Genomic DNA, 26,162 nt, shown 5'->3' on the forward strand with positions numbered 1-26,162 from the left:
TACAATAAGCAATTATTAGTTGATGTAAAACAAAAATTCAGTTAATAAAATAAATTACTCGAATTCTATTTTACAGAATTGAATTTTCGCCCAGCCAGTTGCGAACTAATAATTATTTATAAAGCCTATGTTCTGCTATTATCCTTTGTGTTTTTTTGGAAATTCGTACAATGAGATTTTTCCAGTTCTGGCTTCAATTTCGTTCCATTTATCTACATTAAATTCGATATCAATAACTGTACAGGTGGGTACATAATCGTAGAATTCTCGGCTTAAATTAAAGGCCAAATATTCAATACTTGGATTGTGCCCGACAACCATAATGCAATCCTTGTTTTCGCCGTATTTATCTAACATTCCCAAAAAATCATGAGTAGTAAAGCCATCGTACAATTTATCTAACTGTATGATTTTTTCGTTCGGATAGTTTAAATTTTCAGCAAACAAATTAGCTGTTTGAATGGCTCTGTTGGCCGTACTTGAAATTATGAGGTCGGGTATTGCATTTTTTAACAATAATTTTTTAGCAATTAAATTAGAATCGTTAATTCCACGATCTTTTAAATTTCGTTGAAAATCAGTGATATCATATCTAATGACTTCTGTTTTTGCATGTCGTACCAAAAAAAGACGTTTCATACTTAGGCTTTTTTTATTAATCATTTTTCTTGTTTACAGAATTTTTTTCTTTGTGCAATGCTTCTTTATTTTTCAGATATTCCATAATCTCCATTTGCGATCTTACTAATGGTTCATTTTCTTTTCTTAAAATAGGAATATTATTCAAATTAGCATCTAAAATTCGTGCGCTGTAGTTATCTGCCAATTGAATTTTTAGAATGTGAATTAGTTCTTTTTTTAGTGAAGTATTCTGAATTGGGAAAGCACATTCTATTCTGCGATGAAGGTTGCGGTTCATCCAATCGGCCGATGAAAGATACAGCTGATTTTCACCTTTATTATAAAAGTAGAAAGCTCTGGCATGTTCTAAAAACTGATCGACAATACGTATTACTCTAATATTTTTAGAATATTTTTGATTAGGTTTAAGACAACAAATACCTCTTAAAATTAGATCTATTTTAACGCCTTTTTCGCTGGCTTCGTACAGTTTCTGAATCATTTCCCGTTCTTGCATACCATTCATCTTAAGAATAATATGACCTCTGCTTCCATTTTTTACATTCTCAATTTCTCTATCTATTAATCTAATTAATTCACTTTTAAGATTAAAATGCCCAATTAGTAATTTCTTAAATGTGTAACCAGGGGTTTTATTTTCCAGATAGTCGAATAATTGTGTTAAATCATCAATAATTTCTTCATCAGCAGTAAAAAAACCATGGTCGGCATAAATTTTAGCAGTTTTCTCATTAAAATTTCCCGTACTTAAAAAGGCATAATCTTTTTTGTCTCCTTTTCGTTTTATTAAAGCAATTTTAGCATGAACTTTTAAACCAGGAATACTATAAATAATTTTAACACCAGCTTTTCGCATCTCACGAGCCGATCGGAGATTTGTTTCTTCGTCGAAACGAGCTTTCACCTCAACAAAAACAGTTACTTTTTTTCCATTTCGAGCTGCATTAATTAATGCATTCACAACAGCCGAATTATCGGCAACCCGATATTGAGTTGCTTTAATTTCTTCAACTTTAGGGTCTAAAGCGGCTTCGTTTAAAAATCGAATTACGTAGGCGTATGATTGATACGGGAAATGTAGAATTCTATCTTTTTTACGTATGGTTTTAAAAATAGATTTCGATCCTCCCTTTAGTTCATCAACACTTATTGGATGATAAGCTTCTATTTCTAATTCGGGATGTTTAGGGTTTGGGAAAGCGAAAAAATCCTGAAAATTATGATATTTTCCACCCTTTACAATATCGTTAGGTGTTAAATCGAATGAGTCTTTTAAAAATTTAAGAAAGCCTTTAGGAATCGATTCATCGTAAAGAAAACGGGAAGGAGTACCTGTTTCGCGTTTTTTTAAACTGCGCTCAATCATTTCGATTAAATCGCCAGAGTATTCATCCTCAATTAGTAAATCGGCATCTCTACTTAATTTAAAACTATAACTCGAATCAATTTTATATCCTGGAAAAAGAATTTTCATTCTTAACTTAATAATATCATCCAAAAACATAATGTAATGTTTGCCATTTGTTTCGGGTAATTCTATAAATCGGGGAAAGTGATGACAAGGCACTTTTATAATTGCATATCTTGCTCTGGGTTTTTTATGAGTATTCTCGTCTTCTTTTTTGTTTTTTCGTTTGTATAATTTAACGGCCAAATAAATGGCATTATTTTGTAAAAATGGTTGTACCTGTTTTTTTAAAAGCAGCATAGGCTGAGCATGAGGCAGAACATTTTCCAGAAAAAAATCTTTTACAAACTGATGGTGTTCATCGCTTAATTTTTCATTTTGTAAAAGAATTATATTATTCTCTTTTAACTCAGGAATAATCTGATTTCTAAAAATATCTCCAAATTGATTTTGCTGACGGTCGACTTCTGTATTAATATTTTTTAATATAATATCAGGATTCTCTCTCAGATTTTTTTTGTCTTCGGGGGGTAATTCAGTAAAACGTTTGTAGGTACCAACGCGCACACGATAAAATTCGTCGAGGTTCGATGAGTAAATGGCTAGAAATTTTATGCGTTCGTATAGTGGTAATTCCTTATTTGTAGCTACCTCTAACACCCTTTTGTTAAAAGATAACCAGCTTAAATCGCGGTTAAGAAACTGATATTTTGACATATATTGATATTACTAAGAAGAATAATTCTAATACCCTAAAATAGTTAATTTTTTGCTTCTTTTGATTATCAATAGTAGACTGATATTGGAAATTTTTAGCTGAACTTAAAACTTATTTTTTAAAATTACTTTTTTGCTTTATGCAAAGCAAGACTGTTTATTCATACATTAACTCTACTTCCGATTTCTTAAGAAATGCAATTAGTTTGTCTGTTTTCCAGTCTTGTTTACATTTAAATTTTTGTTGGGTACTATTTTGTAGTTTAAAAGTAAAGTTAATGCTGAAGTATGTTTTTGTAATACAAACTGATTTTAGATTTTCGGGTTTAAATTCTACATTATTCATTTTTTTTGCTGTAGGATATTTAATAATAGTAATCATAATATAAAAAATACATATAAAAACTGATAAGGGATAAATAATCTGATCAAATAAATCTGTACTATTATAATGTGAGTGCCAGGATAAAGCATTTGTTAAGCATAAAAATCCAAAAACTACAATATTTAGCCAAAATAAACCTGTATCATTTCTAAAACTTATTTTACAATCGTCGAATAGTAATTCTCCTCCAAACACTGATCTGCCTTTTAAACTTGTAATTAATGTATTTTTCATGTGTTCAATTTATTTCGTAACTAGTTTAACTTTGTGATTTTTTAAAAATGCAAGCAGCTTATCGCTTTTTATATTATTTCGGCACTTAAATTTTTGTTGAGAATTGTTGTGCAGTTTAAAAGTGAAAATTATGTTTTTCTTAATAGGAGTAATTTTAACCAACTTAATTGATTTGGGTTTAATTATTTTTTTATGCATTTTTTTTGCCGCGATATATTTTTTACGAAAAAAAGCAATATAAAATATTCCAAATAGAAGCATTACAGCATATAATATCAAAAAAAATACATCTTTATCAAGATGATGCATATAAATGTTAACTGTATAGCCAATGATCATAATACTTACGCATGCAATGCCAAATGCTATTAGTAAAGGATCGTTTCTAAAGGTAATTGTATAATCGTCGAATAGTAATTCACCACTAAAATTGGGGCGTCCTTTTAATCTTGTAATCACGCTGTGTTTTTAAATGAAGGGTTTAGTTGCTTTTATTTTGTTCAAACTCTTTAACTATTGGAGTGGCTTTTTCCAAGTCCGCATCTGCGATTAATAATTTTACAGCCCCAACACCTCCTGCCGAATAGTGAGGAGCTATGCTGCCAATAAATTCATCTTTAACAAAACTTTTAATATTGTAGTCTTCTAATATTGTTTTCAGCATTTCTACTTCCCAGGAGCTCCCGGCGTAAATTTCTACTGGTTTGATTTGGTTCTGATCGTTCATATAATAATTTTATGCTTACTTGTAAAAGTATAAAAAATATTAAATATTATTATTGTTAGAGAATATATTTAAGCCGAACAAAATTAATATCAATAATAAAGCAAAGAATGGGATAATTTCTAAAAAGCAATTACATTTGTAGGTTGTGATTATTAAAACCAAAATTATGAACGAAGGAACAAGAAGAGAAAATATTAAATCAGGATTAAAAGTAAAAATTGTTTTAAAAGCCGACCAGCGCAGTGGTAAACTAACCGAAGGGATAGTGAAAGACTTGCTAACCAACTCGTCTGTTCATCCACATGGAATTAAAGTACGTTTACAGGATGGTCAGGTTGGACGTGTTCAGGAGATTATCGAATAGTTTATTCAAACATATTTATAGTACAACAAAGCCACATATTTAATGTGGCTTTGTTTTGCATTAATTTGTGTATTATTTACAGATTAAAGCGTTTTAAGAATTTAGTTTTTTTCGAACGTGGTGTAATAATATACGAATACGGGTTCTTTTTAAGAGGATCTTTAAATTGTCTTTTATCCTCCTTAGTTTCGGTAATAATGGTGTTGAATTCATTATTCGACGATCGTACAAACATAACACCATGATAGTATTCAAAGAAAAACCAAGTTGATTTATCTATTTCCAGATACATTGTTAAGCGGTTTCCACTTCTTTTTTTATCTAATTCGACTTTACCTTTTATGCTTTTATTAATTTGCTTGCCATTAATGTTCCCAATGCCAATATTACCAATCGATTGGTATGCTTTGCGTTCTTTATCCCATATAAAATCGATATTATTAAAGTAAATTGTATGTTGTAACTCTTTAGGTAAGCTTTTATAAATGCCATTAATATCTCGTTCGAGCATTGCTTTTTCGGCTTTTTTAGCTCCCATTAATTCGGCAATTTTTCGAGTATAAACCTCTTTATTTTGATTAGTATATGGTAAACTGGCTTCTAAAAATGTGTTTTCCATAATTTTCATTGCCTGATCGTTAAAAAAGAAATCAATACCCATAATTAAGTCTAGTGTTACAATATCGCTCGACAAATCATGATCGATATTACCTGCTGCAATCTGTTTTATTTGTCCAAGTTCTACTCCCAGGTTAATTTTACCTTCACCTTTTATGTTACAATTATTTTGATAATATGTGATAATGTTTCCAGTGGTATCCGGATTATTTAATTTCTCTTTTTCGGCAATCTGATAAGCCTGTAGTTTATGGTTATAAGTCAAAAAACCTTTGGCCTCCAGTAATACATTATCAGTATAAAAAATTCTTCGTGATAAGAAGGAAGTGTATATATGAATAGAATCGTTTGTTAAGAAAAATGAGTTATATAGTTTAAGCTGATCATCATCTATGGCATACTCCTTAACCGGAATTAATATTTTATTAGGATTTATTAGTCCCGAAAATGCTAGCCAATTGTCATTTATTTGTTCGCAATTGTTTTTAATAAGTGCTTGTCCGTCGTAGTATAAAGAAGAATCTCGGGCCTGAAGTTTTACCTTACCCTTGTATTCGAAATGGGGGCTAAGCGTAAACGATTTTTCTTCGCTAATATTTCCAAGAGCAATAGTCTGTCCGGTCGAATCTACGTCAATAACATCGAAAAATAGATTTTGTATTTCCTTATTCTCATCTTTATAGGAGTAGTTACCCGATCCGGAATACGAATTTTTACCATGAACATTTAGGGTAGCGCCAAAAAGTTTATGATATTGATTAATGGTATCGGCAATAATTTGGGCGTTTCGGAATGTTTCCATAAGTCCTCCTTTTGCAATATTTAAATCTCCTTTTTCGGGATATAATTTTGCATCGGCAACATTTAAACTTTTTACAAATTTTGCGTTAATACTACTGTCTATTGCGCTAAATGTTGCCTTTGGAGTACTAAAGCTTATGGAATCCTGCTTTGGATCAATCGATATAAAACGATTAAATGAACTTTGGTCTAAATCATCCAATTTACCTTGTTCCCATTTATCAGCTAGCAGCGATTCATCTTCTTTACCAAAATCAATACTTTGTAAATCCATGTACCATTTAAAGCTATTTATATAACTTATGTATTTGTTGGTAGGGAATTTACTGATATTATTTTTAGATGTATTTACAAAGGTTCCGCTTCGGCTTATGAAATCGATATTTGCGTTTACCGATGTGGTTTCGAAAGCGTAAGAGGTTGAATCTGCGCTTAAGATTTTAAAACTTGCTGAATCTGCGACAATACTTTTTTTATTATAGCTAAAGTAATCAGATTTAATTTCGGCGTTAACCAGTTCCATATTTCCCGAACCGCTAATTCCATCGGGCGTAATTTTTAAAGTTCCGGAGAGAGTTGCTAGCCTTTTATACATATCTAAAGGTAAAGCACTGCTTTTTACATACATTTCATCTTTATATGGAAACCATTGAGTGTAGATTTTTTCTCCGTTAATTTCCGGATTATTTAATTTTGTATCCTGTTCTTTTAGCTCAAAACTTTGTGCATTTGTATGCATTTCTTCAGGTAGGAATACAAAATCTGATGATTGGGTAACTGAGCTTAAATAATTTAAGGTTCCGCTACCTCTTAATCCTTCGTTCGAGAGTATTATTGTATCCTGATATGTTCCCTTGTTGTATGCCGAAAATCCTTCTTTAGGACTTGTTCTGGAAAAACCAAGTGAGTTGTCGTCTCGGATGGTTAATGTTTCGTTAAAGGTAGGGAAGATGCTATCCGAAACAAAAGTACCGCTTAACTGAATGTCTTTTCGATCAAAATCGTTAATATTATTTATTGTGTAAGGATCTATTTTAAAATAAAAGTCTGTTCGTTTATAAACACCATTTTGAATATTTTTATTATCGTAAAATACATAACTCGAATCGGCACTATTAAAAATCGGATACTTTGGGAAATCTTTTACTCCTGATTTATTGTTTGGATCATCGATTAATAAATCGCCTGTAATTTTTTCGATTACGCTTCCTAGTTGATTGGTGTATCGTTTTCCAAAATTACTTAAAGAGTCGACAATAACATTCATTTTTAAAGAGTCGATAAGCTTTAGGTCAATTTTAAATTTGTTGTACGAAAATTGAAAATCTTTACCATACATATCCAGTAAGCCAGCTGTAATTTTACCGTCGAATTCGAAATCACGATTCTTTTTCAGGACTATTTTTTTATGCTTAGGAAAAATGACTACATTTTGAGAATCGCTAACGGCTATTTTCTGAACACCATTAATTTGAAGATTCGAACTTCCAATAAAGAAAATTGCATCGGCTTCTTGGTCAGATGTTTTGGTGTTAAATTGGATTACATCATAATCTTGTCGACCCATTCCCGATTTTATATAATCGTTTAGTCTTTTGTGCAAGCTAATTTCATCTGTGTTTCTGTTATAGCTTAAAAATCCCTGAAAAGATAGTGAAAAAAGTTGCTGACGAATCTGGTTAATAGGCTTTTTAACATAGTTAGCATAATCTTCTGCAGTAAATGTATCTACATAAATATAGTTTGCAAATTTTCGAAGAAGCACTAGCGGATTTTGATTATCCATACCCTGAATACGCATAAAACGATTCATACTAAAATAGTTCATCGATTCGAAATGTGCCTGTCGTTTTGTGGCCGTTTGCATACTTCCGAAATGCATCATGTTTTCACTCAATTTCCAAATCAACATTTCAAAATCCATGATCAGATTGTGATAGTTGTCGAAATATGGACTTTTAGCAGTTCCTTCTCCATCTCTTATTAAATTTAGTTCTTCTTTATCGGGAAAGTATTTAAACAATAATCCAGGATGGTAAATTTGGCAGGTATCTATTAAAATTTGAATTTTCGTGTCTTTAGCGGCAATCCGATTTTTCTGAAAGGTAAAGTGTTCAGATGTAGCAATCATAAATAATGTATCGTTTCTGGAAAGCTGTATTTCTGAAGGAAATTCGGGACTCCCTTTTCCGATTAATTTTGCGCCATGAATGGCAACTGCGCCTTTGTATCGAATATGTTTATAGGGTGTTATTATTATATTATTATCGAAAGATGAAAATCGGGGATACAAAGCTTTTTCAGGTGTTTTTACCGGATTTACTTTTTCTGATAAACTTCCTTTAATTTTTTTATCGGATATTTTTGGATTGTAATAATCTACAGTATCAATAGTAAACTTCGATTTTGTAATGTTAATGGTGTATTCTTTAAAAACGGCATATTCCTGATTGGATTCTTTACCAGCTCGTTCCCAGTTAATTTTTCCTTTTTCACCAAGCCACTTTTTTTCGAAGGGAAAATAGCTTCCTTTTGTGTCGAATATTTTTGAAGTGTCGCGTTGTGCAATGCAATAAAGATCGGTATGGTTAAATTTAATACTTAATTTTTTGTTAAATAAATAGTTGAATGAAGCGTTAACAGCTTTCCATTTAACAGAATAGGATTGATTAATTATGCTGTCGTTTAACAGGTGCTGTGTTTGAATTAAAAAATCTTTTGTCTTGCTTAGTTTATTCTTTTTATTTTTAACATATTCAAGTAATCCTTTGTGCCAGTTTGTAAAATCTGATTTGCTTCTGTTTTGCTCATGAAAGATCATTAAGGTTTTAAAATAATTATAAAAATCGGGGAATGATCTCGCTCTTTTTGCTTTTAATATATCGCAAACATCATAAATATTTTGTCGCTCACTCGAGTTAATATCAGGCGATAACCAATATGATGAAAATTGTTCGGCGAATTCTTTGTAATCTTTCTTTTTGGAAGGATTATCCATAAACTTAAGTAATTCATCCTTAAATTTTACAGAGTCTCGAGAGAATGTTTTATTGGATTGTGAAAATCCCGGGAATGAAGATATTATAATTAGTAAAAGGAAAAGAAAACGGTAAAAAAGATTCATGATCAAAGAGTTTATTGATATCAATAATATGATAAGGCAATTTAACAAGTATTAAGGAAAAAGTATAAAGTACGAAGTAAAAATTTGCAAATTTAAATGTAGATTTTATACTTTAACCTTTTTTTATTGATCGTTTCTTTTTGCTTATTCTTTTATAAAACGCACTGCAACCCAGTTTTTATCTACCTTATGACTTACGTAGGTCATATTATTTTTTTCTGCTTCTTTTTGAATGTGTGGAAGATCTTCGGTATAAAATCCACTCATTATTAGTTGGCCGTTTTTAGGTAAACAGGCAACGTAATGTTTCATATCATTTACTAATATATTGCGGTTAATATTGGCTAATACTACATCATAAGTTTTTCCTTTTAATAAAGAAGCATCGCCTAAAAATACCGATATATTTTTAGTGCCATTATTCTTTATGTTTTCTAGCGAGTTGTTATATGGCCATTCATCAATGTCGATAGCATCTATTCTTATTGCATTTCTTTTAGAGGCTAAAATTGCCAAAAGACTGGTTCCGCATCCCATATCCAATACTGTTTTTCCTTCTAAATTGGTTTCCAGGATATGTTGTACCATTAATGATGTTGTGGAGTGATGTCCTGTTCCGAAGGACATTTTAGGATCGATAACAATATCGTAAGGAACTTTGGGAGTATCGGTGTGGAAAGATGCACGAATAACAACTTTATCGTCGATAATTACAGGTTGAAAATTCGACTCCCAAAGAGCATTCCAATCTTGCGATTCTATAATTTTATGGGTATAGGAAAAGTTAAAGTTGGGAAGATGGTTTATGGTAAGTTCCTCTACTTTTTTCATATCGAAAAGAGGAGCTTGGATATAAGCCTCTACAGTATCATCGGTTTGAGTAAAGCTTTCGTAGTCTACCTCTCCAAGTTCTGCCATAAGAATATCAGCAATATCTTCAGAGAAAGGAGTTATTTGGCATTTTAATTCGATGTAATCCATAAGTATATTTAGTTTGATTTTTTCTGTTTGCAAGTTATGGCTTTTGAAAAGATCTGAGAAATTTGATTAGAGAAATATGTAAATCTTTTTGCTCTAAATTTTAATATTTAAAAATTGAATAAAAGAAAAGCCGATACTTAAGTACCGGCTTAATTTCTTGTATTTGTATGCTATTAAAAAGCAGTAATAATTCCCATGAAATCTTCAGCTTTTAATGAAGCTCCACCAATTAAACCACCGTCTACATCAGCATTTTCGAATAATTCCTTAGCATTAGAAGGCTTACAGCTACCACCGTAAAGAATAGAAGTGTTGTTTGCAACTTCCTGTCCGTATTGCTCTACTAAAGTTTTACGGATAAAAGCGTGCATTTCCTGAGCTTGATCAGAAGAAGCAGTAACGCCGGTACCAATTGCCCAAACTGGCTCATAAGCCAATACCACTTTTCCAAAATCTTCAGCTGATAAATGGAATAATCCTTCAGCAATTTGGTTTTTAACAACCTCGAAATGTTTTTCTGCCTGACGTTCTTCTAAAACTTCACCAATACAGAAAATAGGAGCTAATCCGTTTTCTAATGTTAAGTTTACTTTTTTAACTAGAGTTTCGCTGGTTTCGCCGTAGTATGATCTTCTTTCAGAGTGACCTAAAATAATGTACTTACTACCTGTCGATTTAATCATAGCAGCCGAAGTTTCTCCAGTGTAAGCACCGCTTTTTTCGTCTGCACAATTTTGAGCAGCAACAGCGATTTTTTCACCTACAACTTTGTTTACTTCAGTAAGGTGAATAAAAGGAGTACCGATAACTACATCTACACCATTAAGTTCAGTGTTTTCAACAAGATCATTAATTTGTCCCGCCAAAGCAATACCTTCTTCAAGAGTATTGTTCATTTTCCAGTTTCCTGCAACAATTTTTCTTCTCATAATTGTAATCTGTTTTTTACTCCTGTTCTTGCTTGGGTTAGCAAAACAAACAAGCAAATTAACAAGAGTAAAGTTGATGTAATACTAATTAAAATTAGTTTGATATTTAATTTTTGATGTTTTGTAATTGTATAGGCAGCCAGATCTCCTTTTAATTCATTGGAACTTGGAAAATCATTAAAATGCCACTTGTCAAGAATAGTTCCTTTTTTAAGTAAGACTAGTCCCGGATTCGATCGAACAATTGTTTTTAGTTGAATTTCGTCGGTATTGTAAAATTCGAAAGGAATTTCATGATTGCTTTTAAATTCTTCTGTTTCTGATTGACCCGAAGCAGTTATTCCAATAAAAGAAATGTTTTGTTCCAAAGCAAAAATCGATAAATCTTGAACCTTAGCAATAATATCGTTGTTTATTTTAGAAATTTCTTTCGATACAAAAAGAAAAGTATAAGTTTCGTCATTTAAAACTCTGTCGGTAATATCTCCTTCATAGTCGTTAGAAATAGAGAAATCGTGGATAGGAGGTGTGTAGCCGTCTTTTATTTTGATTTGCTGAGAATCAACGAAAGTCCATGTTGAATCTTGCCATGGATAATTGGTTTCGTCGAATTCTTTAACAATACCATCTTTTTCGTATGTAAATAAACTGGTGTATTCATCGGCGGCAGCTCCTTCAGGAATAAGCATTCCTTCGGCTATGTTTGCACCTATATGATAAGGTCTAAAGTCTATTATGGGTAAATGACGATATGAATAAACCGAAATCCATAACGAAAAAATTATAGTAAAGCTTATTAATATATTTTGTTTCCAAACAGGGTAGCTTTTGTTGTCGTTTTTGCGAGCAAAGAAAATAACAAGAGTAAAAATCAGAATAATAAGATTTTTGCCAAATGTTTCCCAGTTGGTAAGTATTAGTGCATCGCCAAAACATCCACAATCCGAAACCGGATTACTAATGGCTAACACTAAGGTTAGGGGAGTAAACACAACCATAAAAAGCAAGGCTCCCCATGCTGATATTTTTCTCCATGCATTAAAAAGAAGTGCCATTCCTACTGTAAGCTCAAGTGCTGATAGTAATATGGCAAGGGGGAAAGCAATTTCTTTAAGTGCATCCATTCCGAATGCAATAAAATAATCGGTAAATTTATAGGTTGATCCCATTGGGTCAACCGCTTTTACAAAACCGCTAAAGATGAAAAGTAATCCCACCAATAAGCGACTTATAAATTGTATTGTTCTCATTGGTGTATTTATTATTTTGCGTTTTCGAATTCTAATTTTATTAAACCAAATACCGAGTAATTAATCATATCAAAGTAATTGGCATCAATACCTTCCGAAATTAAAGTTTTACCTTTTAAATCTTCTATTTGTTTGGTTCTGTTTATTTTCATCAAAATAAGATCGGTGTAAGAGCTTACCCTCATACTTCTCCAGGCTTCATCGTAATCGTGATTTTTAGCTTCCATTAATTCTTTGGCTTGCTTAAAATATTTTTCATATAACTCCAGAGCTTTTTCGTTGGGTAGTTCTTCTTCCGAGGTTCCCAATTCCAATTGGATAATGCCCATTATTCCATAATTTGCAATGGCTATAAACTCTGAGCGAATATCTTCATCAATTTTACTAGTACCTTTAATTTCAATACTTCGAATGCGCTGTGCTTTAATGTAAATTTGATCGGTAATTGAACTCGGACGAAGAATTCGCCATGCTGTTCCGTAATCGTGCATTTTTTTTGTGAAGATATCTGTACAAATTTTGATAATAGAATTGTACTGTTGCTCTGTTTTGTTCATAGTGTATTATAGAAAAATTCGCTGTAAAAATAGTAAATAAGGCTTAGCCTTGGTATTTTATTTTACTTTTGCTTGCATATTTGATCAAAAAAAATTGGTTATGCAAAATTACAAAACTAATTGTTTTAACAGCGATAATCTTTCCATTAAGTGTGATAATCGTGTAATAAATCTTGAAACTCCCTTAGTAATGGGGATTTTAAATCTTACTCCAGATTCATTTTTCGATGGAGGAAATTATTTGGATGAGGATAGTATTGTAAAAAGAGCAGCTCAAATTATAAACGAAGGTGCCGAAATTATAGACTTAGGAGCTTATTCAACTCGTCCTGGGGCTTCTCAGGTAAGTGCCAGGGAAGAGTACAATCGATTGGCGCCGGCGGTAAGTTGTATTCGTAAAAAATTCCCTGAGGCAATCCTTTCCATAGATACTTTTCGGTCTGATATCGCATCGAAAATTGTGAATGAATTTGGTTCATGTATCATCAACGATATTTCGGGAGGCACAATGGATGAAAAAATGTATGAAGCCATTGCACACTTACAAGTACCTTACATTATGATGCACATAAAAGGTACTCCTCAAAATATGCAGCAAAATCCTGAATATGAAGATTTAATGGGGGAGGTGATGAGTTTTTTTGCTCGTCGAATTAAAATTATGAATGATCTGGGTGTTTCTAATATCATATTGGATCCCGGTTTTGGTTTTGGAAAAACCATCGATCACAATTATGAAATTTTAGCAAGAATGAATGAGTTTTTAGATTTTAAACTCCCTTTGTTAATTGGTTTGTCAAGAAAATCGATGATTTATAAATTTCTGGGAGGAGATCCTTCTACAAGCCTAAACGGAACAACCGCATTAAATATGATGTGTTTAAACAAAGGAGCTTCTATTCTTCGGGTGCACGATGTTAAAGAGGCTGTTGAATGCGTAAAGCTACACTTAAAAATTATGTCGCAACTTAAATAATAATAGTATTCTTTGTTTCGATTACATTCGAATCAAGTCTTTTATTAGCATTAAATAGGATATTACTAAGTTTTACGGAAATAAATTAAGACCAGTTTAATTTACTAATTGGTATAAAATTGTAATTTTGTTAACAGACCCAATTTAAAAGAAATATATGATTACTGCATTTATAACTCTAGGACTTTTTGATATTTTAGATATTCTTCTGGTGGCTTTATTATTATATCAGGTATACCTACTTATTAGAGGGACTGTAGCTATAAATATTTTTGTAGGATTGTTTTTATTCTATTTAATGTGGTTGCTTGTTCGTGCTTTAAATATGGAATTGTTAAGTAGTATACTGGGACAGTTTATTGGAGTTGGTGTTATTGCATTAATAATTGTTTTTCAGCAGGAAATACGCAAATTTCTACTCATTTTGGGCTCTCGTTACAATGTAAATCAGCGTTTTAGTCTCGAAAATTGGTTTGCTTCCGAAGAGGAAGGAATGAAAGAAAAAGCTGTAAATTCTATTGTTTCGGCTTGTGAGCACATGTCTAAATCTAAAACAGGAGCATTAATTGTTATTGCAAAAAATACAGATTTAAAAGCGTATGCAAATACCGGAAAAATTGTTAATTCAAGGGTTTCGGGAACACTTTTAGAGACTATTTTTTTTAAAAATTCTCCTTTACACGATGGAGCGGTTATTATCGATAATAATAAAATTTTTGCAGCTCGTTGTATTCTTCCAGTAACCGATAGTACAAATATTCCGGGTAGTTTAGGTCTTCGACATCGTGCTGCCATTGGTATGAGTCAGGTTACAGATTCTCATGTAATTACAGTTTCCGAGGAAAATGGTAATATGTCTTATGTAATGGGTGGTAATATTAAAGTCCGTATAACAGGGGCCGAATTACGTACTTTTTTAGCTGGTGATTTCTCAGGTTTTATTGTTTAAAATATGAAAATAGCGATTTCAGGAAGTAAGGGGCTAATAGGCTCAAATTTATCTAATTATCTGGCTGCTAAGCTTAATGCTGATATTCTTGCAATACCAAGAGCCATGCTTTATGGTAAGACCAAAGATTTAGCAGAATTTCTAAAAGGAACAGATGCAATTATTCATCTTTCTGGTTCGCCTGTTGTTTCGGTTTGGACAAAAAAACGTATGAATATTCTTAGGGAAAGTAGGATTGTTACCACAAAGAACTTATGTCAGGCAGTCTCTGAAATGCACGTAAAACCTAGCTTATTTATTTCCACATCGGCTGTTGGAATATACGATGCTAAGAATACTCATTCTGAAGAAAATTGTTTATATGCTAACGATTTTCTGGGTAAGTTATGTCAGGATTGGGAACACGAGGCTAATAAAATGAATCGATTAAATATAAGAACCGTAATTTTTAGATTTGGTGTTGTGCTTAGTGATGAGGGGGGCGTTTTGAAGAAAATGATACCAAGCTTTCGTTTAGGTTTAGGAGCAATTTTAGGTAATGGCACACAAATGTTTCCTTTTGTTCATATATATGATGTAAAGGAAGCTTTTCTTCATATATTTTCAAATAAAACTTCAAAAGGTGTCTATAATTTAGTTGCGCCTGATATACAAACGAATTCCGATTTTACTAAAATTTTAGGCAAATGTCTTAAACGTCCCGTTTTATTTCATGTTCCTGCTATTCTTCTTAAAATAGTTCTTAAACAAGGGGCAACAGTTCTACTGAAAGGGCAAAAAGTAATTCCTCAAAGACTTTTGGATGATGGTTTCATGTTTAAATATGATACCCTGGTGAAGTCTGTAAAATCTTATTTTCCGTAAAATATTATGAAATATTAGTAACCGATTTCGGATAGTTGACAGTTTTTTTAGATATTTCTAACTGCTTTTATTATGTGTTAATCACAATGCTATTGACTTTTAGATTGTTTCGCTTTAATTTTGGTTAAACAAATATATAAAGTTGCCAAAAATTGGTATTTTTATGTATAGGTAAATAAAGATTTAATAAATTGTGTATGGGCTTAAATTTTACGCCAGAATTATTAATTGTTGACGATAGAATAGAGAACCTGAAACTTCTTCAGGCACTTTTAGAGGGAATGGATGTAAAACTGGCATTGTTTCAGTCGCCCCTAGAAGCATTACAAGAGATTGATAAAAAGGAATATGCCCTTATTTTGCTTGATATACAAATGCCCAAAATGGATGGGTTTTTACTTGCTCAAAAAATTAGGCAAGGGAAAGTTAATTCTTCAACTCCCATTGTTTTTTTAACAGGAGTATATCTCGATAAAAAAAGTGAGCAAAAAGGATATGAGTGTGGATGTGTTGATTTCATAATGAAACCATTTAATTCATCTATTCTTAAAAATAAGGTTAATATATTTTTAGATTTATACCGAAACAAAAGGCAAAAAGAATTTCAGAATAGCGAGTTAATTACAAGCTTGCGCGATAAAGAGTTATTGGAAGGTAGATTAAGATTCTTGGCTACAAATTATAGAACCATTCTGGAAGGGCAAAGTGAACTAATTCTGAAAATTAATAGTTCCCAAATTATAGAATTTGCCAATAAAGCATTTTCTGATTTTTTTAACTACTCTCTTGATGGTATCTCAAAAAATAATGTTTCAGATATTAGTAATGATTTTGCAAAATTGCTTAAAACTAGTATTGAAGAAATGAATGGCAGAAAGCAATTTGTAATTGCCGAGAAACCAATTATAAACCAATTAAATGAGTTAAAATGGTTTGAGTGGTCTGTTTTTAAGGATGTTGATCTCGATGATGTGCACTATCTTATTGTTGGTCGTGATGTTTCAGAGAAAAAATTATTGCGCGATTCCTTGCTTAAGAAAGAGATGATGATGCGGGAAACTGAAAAATTGACACAGGTTGGTAGTTTTGAATGGGATTCTTATAGCGAAATTTTTAAAGGATCTGAGGAATTCTATAAATTATACGAGATTACGAACAAAGAAATTGAAAAAGTACAGGATCTCCTTGACTTAACTATTCATCCAGAAGATGTGCTCCCTTTGAAAAGGATGTTTGATAATTTGCCTAAAAAAAATCAAAAATTAGAGTTCGAACATAGAGTAGTTTGTAATAATGATAATATAAGGCATCTTCATGTTGAGTTATATTGTGAGTATAATTCGACATCAGATGTTGTTAATTTGCATGGGTTTGTATTTAATATATCTAAAGATAAAGATTTAGAAGAGAGTTTTAAAAAGAGCCTAAGTTTACAGAAAGATGCCTATCATGACAAGACATTTCTCGAGCTTAATGAAAAGAATGAAATCATTTACATAAACGATTTTGGTTGCGATTTTTTAGAATGTCAGGATATAAAAAATACAAATGGAGTTAGTTTTTTGAATTTTATTCCTGATAAAGAAAAAGATAGGGTTGAAAGTATATTCAATTTAAAAAGAAGGAAAAAAGGTTTTGTTTTTGAAGTTATAACTATTAAAACTTATCAGCAAAAGTTAAAAAAAGTTGTTGTGGGGGCATATTCTGCTGTTAATAAGAATCAAATTATTGTAAGGGTAATTATACATTGCTTGTACGAAATTGATTCTATTGTAAATAATCCTGACGATTACAAGGATATGATACTTGCATTAAAACGTAAAGAAAAAGAATTTACGCAGAGAAATGAAAAATTAAGCAATAGGGTCGATAAAGAATTAAAAGTAAATGAATTTCAAGGTCAGTTGCTTTATAAAAAATCCGAATTAGAGTCGTTGGGTAAAATGGCACGATCGGTCGTTCATGAAATAAATCAGCCATTAACAGGTATTTCTATGGTTATGGATAATTTACTTTTACGATTATCAATGGATAAAATAGATGAAGAGTATATTCGTGAAAAGTGCTCACAAGTATTTAATGATATCGATCGGATTAAAACGTTCTTATCCCAGATTGGAATATTTAATTCATCACAAAAAGAAGATAGAAATTATTCTGTAAATGTAAATGATGTTGTTAAAAATGCCATTGATATGGTGCAGAAGCAATATAGAAACAGTAAAGTAAATGTGAAATTAGATACAGATAATAAACGTTTATTTATCTATGGAAATAAATATAAACTGGAAAAGGTTATTATCGATATTCTAAACAATTCTTATGAATCGGTTTGTGAAAAATACAAATCATTAAATGGCAAGCAAACAGAAAAATTGATTCACATAAGTACAGAATTATCCGACGATAAAGTTGTAGTTGTTATTAAGGATAACGGTTTTGGAATAGATCCAGAAAATTTAAATTATATTTTCGAACCATTTTTTTCTACTAAGCAAGAGGGAATAAGATCTGGGTTAGGTTTATATGTTAGTAAAAATATTGTTCAGAAAATGAATGGGAAGATTTCGGTAAATAGTAAGAAAAATGAATTTACAGAAATGAAATTAATTTTTCCTTATGAGATGAATTTGGAAAAAGAAATGTATTTTAAATAAAAATTAACAAAGTCCACTATATGATTTCAGTATGCAACCTGAGAATTTTAATTTTAGATGATGAACAATTGGTTAGGGATGAATTGTCTGAATTTTTGGTAGATCCAAATTTTAAAATCTTTAAGGCCGGAACACCATCTGAAGCATTTCAGATTATGGATCACAACGAGGTTCATATTGCAATTGTAGATGTTAATTTGCCAGAGATGAGTGGTTTGGATGTGTTGGATCGTATCAAGAAGGAATATTCTGAGATAGAAGTGATTATGATTAGTGGGTATAGCGAAATGGATTCTGTTATTCATTCTATGAGACTCGGTGCCTCTGATTTTTTTACCAAACCATTTCGTTTAAGTGATGTTGAGAATGCCATAGAAAGAACAAAAAAATTTGTCAACTTAAAGAAAAGTTTACAGGAGGTTAAAAGAAATTATTCGATAATTTCTAAAGAATTTTACAAAGCAATGGGTTACGAAATTGTTGGTGAGAGTCGACATATGAAAAACCTTATTAACCTTATTGGGAAAGTTGCCAAAACCGAAAATACATCGGTGTTAATAACCGGAGAAAGCGGAACAGGAAAAGAATTGGTAGCTAGGGCAATTCATTATTTAAGCAATAGAAAAGAGAATTGTTTTTATGCAGTTAATTGCAGTGCTATTCCTGAAACTTTGTTCGAAAGTGAATTCTTTGGACATACAAAAGGTGCTTTTACCGGAGCATCCGATACAAAAACAGGGTGGTTCGAGGCTGCCAATAAAGGAACTCTTTTTCTCGATGAAATAGGGGATATGCAATTAAATTTGCAGACTAAATTCTTAAGAGTATTAGAGGAGAGAAAAATAAGGAAAGTTGGATCTAATATCGAAATTCCTTTCGATACCAGAATTATTGCAGCTACAAATCAAAATTTAGAAGAATTAAATACAGAAAAAGGTTTTCGCTTAGATCTTTATCATCGAATTAGCTCATTTGTAATTCACCTTGAACCGCTTAGAAATAGAAAGGAAGATATTCCCTTATTGTTAGATTACTTTGTTAAGTATTTTAATAGAGTTATGGGAAAAACAATTAATGAAATTGATGAGGCTGTAATTCGAAAATTATTGGATTATGAATTTCCAGGAAATGTGAGAGAGCTAAAAAATATGGTTGAAAGAGCTGTAATTATATGCGAATCCAATAAATTATGCTTATCTAATTTTCAGTTGACAAACACAAAAGAGTCTGGTACTGCATATCATTTCCCTGAGGAAGAAATCCTGGATCTGGAATTGGTAGAAAAAAATTGTATTCTGAAAGCTTTAGAGAAAGCAAATAATAATAAATCTAAAGCTGCTGATATGCTTAATATTACCTGGCAATCGCTCGATAGACGAATAAAAAAATATAAAATCTGAATAAAATATAAGTCCGAAGTTTTTCGGACTTTTTTTTACCAAATGGTAAGAATATGTTATTCAAATAAAATTAAATGATTGTTTCGATATAAAACAGCTATCCGATTTTTAAATTATCCGATTGTGGATAAAATAGGAGTAAAAATCTTATCTGTTACTATTACAGTGCGTTAGCAAAAAAGTTTTATTTTTCTTAAAATATCATCTCCATTATCGGATAATTTAAATATTCTCAAACTCCCCTTGTTTTAATGTAAATGCCATATAATAAGGGGTTAATGTTGTTTGGCATGTAGATTGATAGATATATCTTGTTGTATTGATTATTTTTAATATGGATGTTTTTATATTGGAAGGAAATAAATTTAAACTACTTCCCTCATCAGGAAAGGCAATGAATATTTTATTTATCAACGAAAATAGATCATTAATTAGTGAATTAACAGAATATATTCACAGTTTGGATGCTATGGCTTTTTTTGCCGATGATATATTTGAAACTGAAATTATTCTGACGCAAACATGCATCGATTTAGTGATTGTTCCTCTTAAAGCACTTTCTAATTTGGAAATGGTAAAGTATATAAATGATAATTTTAAAAATACAAAAGTTGTTATTACTGTCGATCGAGAAGAACAAAAAACAAGTAACCGTAAAACCTTGTATACGAACTATGATTTATTGCAAAAACAATTGAGATTGTTCGGTCTAAAAAAAGCTATTGGTTCGGGATTAGATTATAGTCCTAACTAATTTTCTCTATTCACTTTAAAACCTAACCATTAATTGGTTAAAATTAGCTTGGAAATGGGAGCAACTCTAACCGTGTTGCTTCCCCAGCTTATTAAATTAAAACCTTATATCAATCATATTCACTTTAAATTTACAGTTATGAAACAAGAAATTCAAGACGATTTGGTAAGAATTAAAGAGAGACTTAGAATTCTTGATGATAAGAAAAAGAAAGTAGCCAAAATTATTGGTATTACTGATGTTTACTTATCTTATATTCTTAATGGAAAACGACCTTTAACAGCAAATGTGAAATCTAAACTTTTTGATTATCTAGGACTCAGTTAATTTTTTTCATTATGCCGTTTAACTTATCTTAAAAATCAGGTAATAATTTATTAAAAGTAAATTACCTGATTTTTTTTGATGAGTTAATATTGTAACTGCTTGAACTTTATTTTGTAAATTGGATGTAAGTAAAAGTAAATCAACGTTTAATAAAGATTAAACATTGGGTAATGTTATTAATCAGAGAGAAGGATGAAGTTGAAAAGATACATATTGTTGTTGTTGGTTTTTGGCATCCTAAATATTGCTTTTGGGCAAGGTCAGGCTGGGGTTTGGTATTTCGGAGAAAATGCAGGTTTAAATTTTAATGTAGATCCTTCGGTACCATTAACCGATGGTAGCCTGGATACCGAAGAAGGATGTTCTACTGTTTGTAATTCGCAAGGCGACTTGCTTTTTTACACTGATGGAATTACAGTTTACAATAAGAATCATGCAGTAATGGCTAATGGTAATGATTTAGATGGCAATGTTTCTGCTACTCAATCATCTATAATTGTTCAACAGCCTGGAAGCACAGTGTTATACTATATTTTTACTGTCGATGCACATCAAAATGCTCTAAGAAATGGATTGAGATATTCTATTGTTGATATGTCGATGAATGGAGGATTAGGTGCTGTAACAACAAAAAATACAATTGTAAATGGAAACGAGGTTTGCGAAAAAATTACTGCGGTAAAACATGCTAATGGAACAGATTTTTGGATTCTGACACACCTTTGGAATAGTGACGAGTTTTATGCATATTTATTAAGTTCTGCAGGAGTTTCTGCTGCTGTTGTTAGTTCTGCAGGGGTTGTGCATAATAGCGATAGACGCTCAGCTATTGGTTATATGAAAACTTCGCCTGCAGGAAATAAACTTGCAGTTGCCATTTATACGCTGGATTTAGTAGAAATTTTTGATTTCAATACGTCAACAGGAACAGTATCGAATCCTATTCAGTTAAATAATTATACAACTCCTTATGGTGTTGAATTCTCTCCTTCGGGTAATATATTATATGTTAGCTTGTATTCACCAGGAGAAATGTATCAGTTTGATATTTCTTCAGATAACCAGGCAACAATAAATTCTTCGGCGCAACTTATTGGAAATGGCTCCTGGTTTTATGGAGCCTTACAATTGGCTCCAGATGATAAGATTTATATGGCCAAAACCAATACGACAGGAACTACTGGAAGTTTAAATCTGGATGTTATCAATAATCCGGATGTTATTGGTGTCGGATGTAATTATGTTGCAGATTCAAAAAACCTGGCAGGCAGAAGATGTTGGTTAGGATTACCTAATTTTGTTACAAGTATTTTTAGTCTTGAATTTGCCTATCAATACGATTGCGAAGGTGATAATACTGAATTTACAATTACATCCGATTTAACCAATATTGCAAGTGCAAGCTGGGATTTTGCAGATGGCACCACCTTAGTGTCAAATGTAAGCCCATTTACTGTTACACATGTTTTTCCTGCTGCAGGAACTTACGATGTTAATTTAGAAGTTAGTTTAATTTCGGGGGGGATCGATGATGTTACTCAAACTGTTACTATTCGAACCTTACCAACAGCTAATGATCAAAACGAGGTCGTTTCTGAAGATACACAAGGAAGTGGAGTTGCCAGTGGTATTAATTTAACGGCTTTAGAAACAGCAATTAATGGGAGTGCCGGAATTATTTATACCTGGTACTCGGATTCTGGGCTTACAACAGTAGTTCCAGATCCTACTAATATTTCTGTAACAGATGGTCAGCAGTTTTGGGTTGAAGTAAATGATGGTGTTTGTACAAACGTAGCTGTTATTACATATACAGTTAACTCACAGCCTGAAGTGTTCGATCAAAATCCAGAGGTTTGTGAAGACACTTATAATTCGGGTATAGCTTCGAATATTGATTTAAGTTTGCTCGAGTCTGCCATTACAAATAATAATCCATATACGCTTAATTGGTTTCAGGATATTGCCTTAAGTCAGTCTGTAACTACCCCTAATAATGTAACAGTTACAAATGGAGAAGAGTTTTACGCTGAAGTATCGAGTGGAACAGGAACAAGTATTGCCACTATTACTTATACGGTTTTAACTTTGCCTGATGCTAATAATCAGAATGAAACCGTGTGGGAAGATACCGAAGGAAGTGGTGTGGCAAGTGGAATTGATTTAACAGCACTCGAAAATGCAATTAATTCTAATGCAGGTATAAGTTACATTTGGTACTCAGATGCTGGTCTAACTACTGCAGTTGCAGATCCTACAAATGTATCGCTTACTAATGGAACGCAGTTCTGGATTGAGGTAAATGATGGTTTTTGTACTAATATTGCCCTTGTTACCTATACTGTTAGTTCTTTGCCACAGGCAATCGATCAGAATTTAGTAGTTTGCGAAGATAATTACAATGCAGGTTTTGCTTCGAATATTGATTTAAGTTCCCTTGAATCTGCCATAACAAATAATAATGCAGGATCATTGGTTAATTGGTTTCATGATATTGCATTAAGTCAGCCGGTTAGTAATTATACAAATAGAACAGTTACCAATGGGGAAGAGTTTTATGCGCAAGTTACAACAGGTACAGCTACTAGTGTTGCTACTGTAACATATACGGTAGAGACTTTACCCGAAGGAAACGACATTTCTGTTCAGTTGTGGGAAGATACTTTTGGAAGTGGAACAGCCTCTGGAGTAGATTTAACATCCTACGATACTCAGGTAGCAGGAGCTAATGCTGTTGTTTGGTACGAAGATCCTGCATTTACAAGTTTAGTAACTAATTCCAATAGCTTAGTTGTTAACGATCAGGATATATTTTATGCTTATATCGATAATGGAACCTGTATAAATAGGGGAAGTGTTCAGTTTATTGTTCGATCTTCTCCCATTGCTAACGACTTAGATATAGATGTTTGTGAAGATGTATCAGGAGGTGGAACAACTTCGGGTATTGATTTAACAGCTCTCGATGCTTCAGTTAATGGTGGAACCACAAGCTCAGTTAGTTGGTATAATGATGCGGCACTAGTAAATGCAGTTGGCAACCCAAATAATGTGACAGTTACGGATGGACAACAATTTCATGCTTTGGTAGAAAGTAATGGTGAATCTAATACAGCTATTATAAGCTATACAGTTCTTCCTTTACCTCTTGCTAATGATCAAATATTAACAGATTTTGAAGATGTTGCAGGATCAATGCTGGCCCAAGCTATTGATCTAACGTCATATAATAATGCGATTACTGGCGGTCATTCGGTTACGGTCGAATGGTATCTTGATGCAGCTTTGTCTAATCTTGTCCCAACACCTGCTTCTCATGATGTAAGCGATGGAGATGTGTTTTATGTGTTTGTATCTAACGGATCTTGTAGTGATATTGCAAATGTGCAGTTTGAAGTAGTTAATACACCTGTGGCTCGTGATGTTTTTCCTGAAGTATGTGAAAATGCTGCTGGGAGTGCTAGTGCTTTAGTTGATTTAACTCTGCTCGAAAATCAGATTAATGAAGGAAATGGAGATAGTTTTTCATGGTTTTTGGATTGGCCAACAGAACCCAACGGAATGCCGGTAAATGCAATTCCAGATCCATCAAATGTAAATGTTACTGATGGAATTAGGTTGTTTGCTGCAGTAAGCGATGCTGTAAATACAAATGTGGCTGTAGTAACATATACTGTTTTATCATTACCTGATGCACAAGATATTGTTCAGGATGTATGGGAAGATACCTTCGGAACTGGATTAACAACAGGAGTGAACCTGAGTAATTATAATAGTTTAATAACAAATACTGTAGGTGCCAATATTGTTTGGTTTAACGATGCAGCCTTTACTTCGTTAGTAGTAACTCCGAGTAATGTGAGTGTTGTTGATAATGATGTTTTTTACGCTCAGGTTCAGGATCCAAATTGTGAAAATGGTGGAAGCATAACTTTTAATGTCCGTCCTTTGCCTGAAGCTAACGATCTGCAAATGCAAATTTGTGAAGAAGTACAAGGTTCCGGAAATGTTTCTTCCTACGATTTATCTCAACTTGAATCTGCTGTTAATAATGATCCAGGTACAATAAAAGAATGGTTTTTCGATTCAGCTTTAAGTTTACCAATTCCTACTCCTGTAAATACAAGCGTTAGCGATGGTGATGTTTTTTTTGTGAGAGTTAGTTTTGGTGGTGAAAGTAATGTTGGAAGAATCAATTTTACAGTAAATGATCTTCCACTTGCCCAGAATTTTTCAGTGGTTTTGTGCGAGGATGTATTCAATACAAAACAAGTTAGTGGCGAAAACTTAAGTGCTTACGAATCTAATATCTCATCTTCGCCTGGAGCTAATTTAATATGGTACTCCGATGCTTCGTTTAATACTGCCGTTATTAATGTTCAGAACATACAAGTTAATGATGGAGATATTTATTATGCAAGAATTTGGGATGGCTTTTGTGAGAATTTTGCTGAATTGGATTATACCATCACATCGCTCCCCGAAGCGAATGATGTAAGTGAAAATTTATGTGAAGATAGTTTTGCTTCTTCAACTTCTCAGGAGGTTAATTTGAATAACTATCTAAGCCAAATTACTTCCGATACTGTTGCTACAATTCAATGGTTCGAAGATGATCGTTTAAGTATTCCGGTTGCTTCGCCTGCTTCGCTAACAGTAAGCAATCAAAGTTCATATTATGCATTGGTAACAAATAATCTTTCTTGTGAGAATTCAGGACGATTAAATTTTTATGTAAATCCACTGCCGGTGGCAAATGATTTATTAATAGAATTATGTGAGGATGAAATGGGTAGTGGATTTGTTGAGGCTTATGATTTAACAGGTTTGGGTGGAGATGTATCAGATATGGGTTCTATAATCTCCTGGTATGAAGATATAGATTTACAGAATGGGGTATTTAATCCTTTGTCATATACCATTACGAATAATCTGAATTTACATGCCGAGGTATCCGACGGAAGTTGTTTAAATTCATCCAATATTAATTTTGTTGTGCACGAGAAACCTATTTTCGATTTAGGAAAAGATACTACCATTTTTTATTCCGAAAGTAAGGTGCTTAGTCCTTCAATAGATTTAAAATTTTTACCGGGAACTTATCTCTGGCAAGATGGCGCTACATCTTCAACTTATATTGCTACTCAGGAAGGTAAATATACTTTAGAATATACTGATTTGAATGGATGTGTTGGTCGCGATTCTATAATGATATTTGTAGATAGATATCGAATTTTTGTTCCCAATGCATTTACACCTAACGGAGATGGATTGAATGATACGTTTGGTCCATTAATTACCGGAGATATAGCTGGTGAAGCCATTGAAATGTATATCTACAATCGTTGGGGCGAACAGATTTATGAATTTACAGATCTTGGTGTAGGTTGGGATGGAACATACAAAGGTAAATTGGTTAGTACGGGTGTTTATGTTTGGACATTAATTATTAACGGAAAATCCAAACAAGATGGAACTGTTTCTTTAATCAGATAGTA

General features: G+C 32.3%; 19 protein-coding genes. 9 read left to right on the top strand and 10 right to left on the bottom strand.

Annotation, left to right across the window (positions count from 1 at the left end; all coding sequences use genetic code 11):
* Positions 1 to 138 precede the first annotated feature (138 nt).
* The 5 genes from ACT3CE_RS06350 to ACT3CE_RS06370 form a co-directional block, all read right to left on the bottom strand.
* Positions 139 to 639, bottom strand: a complete 501-nt coding sequence (locus ACT3CE_RS06350; RefSeq protein ID WP_444708922.1) for a SixA phosphatase family protein — start codon at positions 637 to 639, stop codon at positions 139 to 141.
* A gap of 16 nt (positions 640 to 655) precedes the next feature.
* Positions 656 to 2,767, bottom strand: a complete 2,112-nt coding sequence (gene ppk1, locus ACT3CE_RS06355) for a polyphosphate kinase 1 (RefSeq protein WP_444708923.1) — start codon at positions 2,765 to 2,767, stop codon at positions 656 to 658.
* A gap of 157 nt (positions 2,768 to 2,924) precedes the next feature.
* Positions 2,925 to 3,386 carry a hypothetical protein gene (locus ACT3CE_RS06360; protein WP_444708924.1) on the bottom strand — a complete coding sequence of 154 codons (462 nt, stop codon included), beginning with the start codon at positions 3,384 to 3,386 and terminating at the stop codon, positions 2,925 to 2,927.
* A 9-nt stretch (positions 3,387 to 3,395) separates the two neighbouring features.
* Positions 3,396 to 3,845 carry a hypothetical protein gene (locus ACT3CE_RS06365; RefSeq protein WP_444708925.1) on the bottom strand — a complete coding sequence of 150 codons (450 nt, stop codon included), beginning with the start codon at positions 3,843 to 3,845 and terminating at the stop codon, positions 3,396 to 3,398.
* 22 nt (positions 3,846 to 3,867) lie between these two features.
* Complete coding sequence (locus ACT3CE_RS06370) at positions 3,868 to 4,113, bottom strand: putative signal transducing protein (protein WP_444708926.1); 246 nt, start codon at positions 4,111 to 4,113, stop codon at positions 3,868 to 3,870.
* 166 nt (positions 4,114 to 4,279) lie between these two features.
* Here ACT3CE_RS06370 and ACT3CE_RS06375 point away from each other — a divergent pair, with 166 nt between their 5' ends.
* Positions 4,280 to 4,477, top strand: coding sequence for a YwbE family protein (locus ACT3CE_RS06375; protein WP_444708927.1), 198 nt, complete (start codon positions 4,280 to 4,282; stop codon positions 4,475 to 4,477).
* Between the two features lie 76 nt (positions 4,478 to 4,553).
* Here the strand turns inward: ACT3CE_RS06375 and ACT3CE_RS06380 are convergent, their stop codons facing one another.
* The 5 genes from ACT3CE_RS06380 to ACT3CE_RS06400 all read right to left on the bottom strand — a co-directional run bounded on the left by ACT3CE_RS06380 (position 4,554) and on the right by ACT3CE_RS06400 (position 12,737).
* Entirely contained in the window at positions 4,554 to 9,020 is a 4,467-nt protein-coding gene (locus ACT3CE_RS06380) for a hypothetical protein (protein ID WP_444708928.1), read from the bottom strand.
* Between the two features lie 144 nt (positions 9,021 to 9,164).
* Positions 9,165 to 10,001, bottom strand: coding sequence for a 50S ribosomal protein L11 methyltransferase (gene prmA, locus ACT3CE_RS06385; RefSeq protein ID WP_444708929.1), 837 nt, complete (start codon positions 9,999 to 10,001; stop codon positions 9,165 to 9,167).
* Between the two features lie 173 nt (positions 10,002 to 10,174).
* On the bottom strand, positions 10,175 to 10,930 hold the full coding sequence (gene tpiA / locus ACT3CE_RS06390; protein WP_444708930.1) for a triose-phosphate isomerase: 756 nt from the start codon (positions 10,928 to 10,930) through the stop codon (positions 10,175 to 10,177).
* The gene (locus ACT3CE_RS06395) at positions 10,927 to 12,180 is read right to left on the bottom strand and encodes a BT_3928 family protein (RefSeq protein ID WP_444708931.1); all 1,254 of its coding nucleotides are present in this window, start codon (positions 12,178 to 12,180) and stop codon (positions 10,927 to 10,929) included. The genes tpiA and ACT3CE_RS06395 overlap by 4 nt, the downstream gene beginning before the upstream one ends.
* A gap of 11 nt (positions 12,181 to 12,191) precedes the next feature.
* On the bottom strand, positions 12,192 to 12,737 hold the full coding sequence (locus ACT3CE_RS06400; protein ID WP_444708932.1) for a DUF1599 domain-containing protein: 546 nt from the start codon (positions 12,735 to 12,737) through the stop codon (positions 12,192 to 12,194).
* Positions 12,738 to 12,837: 100 nt separating this feature from the next.
* Here ACT3CE_RS06400 and folP point away from each other — a divergent pair, with 100 nt between their 5' ends.
* The 8 genes from folP to ACT3CE_RS06440 all read left to right on the top strand — a co-directional run bounded on the left by folP (position 12,838) and on the right by ACT3CE_RS06440 (position 26,160).
* Positions 12,838 to 13,713, top strand: coding sequence for a dihydropteroate synthase (folP, locus tag ACT3CE_RS06405; RefSeq protein ID WP_444708933.1), 876 nt, complete (start codon positions 12,838 to 12,840; stop codon positions 13,711 to 13,713).
* A gap of 157 nt (positions 13,714 to 13,870) precedes the next feature.
* Complete coding sequence (cdaA, locus tag ACT3CE_RS06410; RefSeq protein WP_444708934.1) at positions 13,871 to 14,662, top strand: diadenylate cyclase CdaA; 792 nt, start codon at positions 13,871 to 13,873, stop codon at positions 14,660 to 14,662.
* Between the two features lie 3 nt (positions 14,663 to 14,665).
* The gene (locus tag ACT3CE_RS06415; RefSeq protein ID WP_444708935.1) at positions 14,666 to 15,526 is read left to right on the top strand and encodes a TIGR01777 family oxidoreductase; all 861 of its coding nucleotides are present in this window, start codon (positions 14,666 to 14,668) and stop codon (positions 15,524 to 15,526) included.
* A 197-nt stretch (positions 15,527 to 15,723) separates the two neighbouring features.
* Entirely contained in the window at positions 15,724 to 18,183 is a 2,460-nt protein-coding gene (locus ACT3CE_RS06420; RefSeq protein WP_444708936.1) for a response regulator, read from the top strand.
* A gap of 20 nt (positions 18,184 to 18,203) precedes the next feature.
* Positions 18,204 to 19,583, top strand: coding sequence for a sigma-54-dependent transcriptional regulator (locus ACT3CE_RS06425; RefSeq protein ID WP_444708937.1), 1,380 nt, complete (start codon positions 18,204 to 18,206; stop codon positions 19,581 to 19,583).
* 334 nt (positions 19,584 to 19,917) lie between these two features.
* Complete coding sequence (locus ACT3CE_RS06430) at positions 19,918 to 20,337, top strand: hypothetical protein (protein WP_444708938.1); 420 nt, start codon at positions 19,918 to 19,920, stop codon at positions 20,335 to 20,337.
* Between the two features lie 54 nt (positions 20,338 to 20,391).
* Positions 20,392 to 20,664, top strand: a complete 273-nt coding sequence (locus ACT3CE_RS06435; protein WP_444708939.1) for a helix-turn-helix domain-containing protein — start codon at positions 20,392 to 20,394, stop codon at positions 20,662 to 20,664.
* A 192-nt stretch (positions 20,665 to 20,856) separates the two neighbouring features.
* Positions 20,857 to 26,160, top strand: a complete 5,304-nt coding sequence (locus tag ACT3CE_RS06440) for a T9SS type B sorting domain-containing protein (protein ID WP_444708940.1) — start codon at positions 20,857 to 20,859, stop codon at positions 26,158 to 26,160.
* The last annotated feature ends 2 nt before the right edge of the window (positions 26,161 to 26,162 follow it).

It is taken from the genome of Marinifilum sp. RC60d5 (assembly GCF_052400665.1).
Lineage (GTDB): Bacteria > Bacteroidota > Bacteroidia > Bacteroidales > Marinifilaceae > JBQTGK01.

Coding starts and splice junctions, on each gene's coding strand:
- ACT3CE_RS06395 (WP_444708931.1), bottom strand. CDS start 12,180: ATGAGAACAATACAATTTATAAGTCGCTTATTGGTGGGATTACTTTTC.
- ACT3CE_RS06430 (WP_444708938.1), top strand. CDS start 19,918: ATGGATGTTTTTATATTGGAAGGAAATAAATTTAAACTACTTCCCTCA.
- prmA (WP_444708929.1), bottom strand. CDS start 10,001: ATGGATTACATCGAATTAAAATGCCAAATAACTCCTTTCTCTGAAGAT.
- ACT3CE_RS06435 (WP_444708939.1), top strand. CDS start 20,392: ATGGGAGCAACTCTAACCGTGTTGCTTCCCCAGCTTATTAAATTAAAA.
- folP (WP_444708933.1), top strand. CDS start 12,838: ATGCAAAATTACAAAACTAATTGTTTTAACAGCGATAATCTTTCCATT.
- ppk1 (WP_444708923.1), bottom strand. CDS start 2,767: ATGTCAAAATATCAGTTTCTTAACCGCGATTTAAGCTGGTTATCTTTT.
- ACT3CE_RS06425 (WP_444708937.1), top strand. CDS start 18,204: ATGATTTCAGTATGCAACCTGAGAATTTTAATTTTAGATGATGAACAA.
- tpiA (WP_444708930.1), bottom strand. CDS start 10,930: ATGAGAAGAAAAATTGTTGCAGGAAACTGGAAAATGAACAATACTCTT.
- ACT3CE_RS06440 (WP_444708940.1), top strand. CDS start 20,857: ATGAAGTTGAAAAGATACATATTGTTGTTGTTGGTTTTTGGCATCCTA.
- ACT3CE_RS06375 (WP_444708927.1), top strand. CDS start 4,280: ATGAACGAAGGAACAAGAAGAGAAAATATTAAATCAGGATTAAAAGTA.
- ACT3CE_RS06420 (WP_444708936.1), top strand. CDS start 15,724: ATGGGCTTAAATTTTACGCCAGAATTATTAATTGTTGACGATAGAATA.
- ACT3CE_RS06415 (WP_444708935.1), top strand. CDS start 14,666: ATGAAAATAGCGATTTCAGGAAGTAAGGGGCTAATAGGCTCAAATTTA.
- ACT3CE_RS06380 (WP_444708928.1), bottom strand. CDS start 9,020: ATGAATCTTTTTTACCGTTTTCTTTTCCTTTTACTAATTATAATATCT.
- cdaA (WP_444708934.1), top strand. CDS start 13,871: ATGATTACTGCATTTATAACTCTAGGACTTTTTGATATTTTAGATATT.
- ACT3CE_RS06360 (WP_444708924.1), bottom strand. CDS start 3,386: ATGAAAAATACATTAATTACAAGTTTAAAAGGCAGATCAGTGTTTGGA.
- ACT3CE_RS06370 (WP_444708926.1), bottom strand. CDS start 4,113: ATGAACGATCAGAACCAAATCAAACCAGTAGAAATTTACGCCGGGAGC.
- ACT3CE_RS06400 (WP_444708932.1), bottom strand. CDS start 12,737: ATGAACAAAACAGAGCAACAGTACAATTCTATTATCAAAATTTGTACA.
- ACT3CE_RS06350 (WP_444708922.1), bottom strand. CDS start 639: ATGAAACGTCTTTTTTTGGTACGACATGCAAAAACAGAAGTCATTAGA.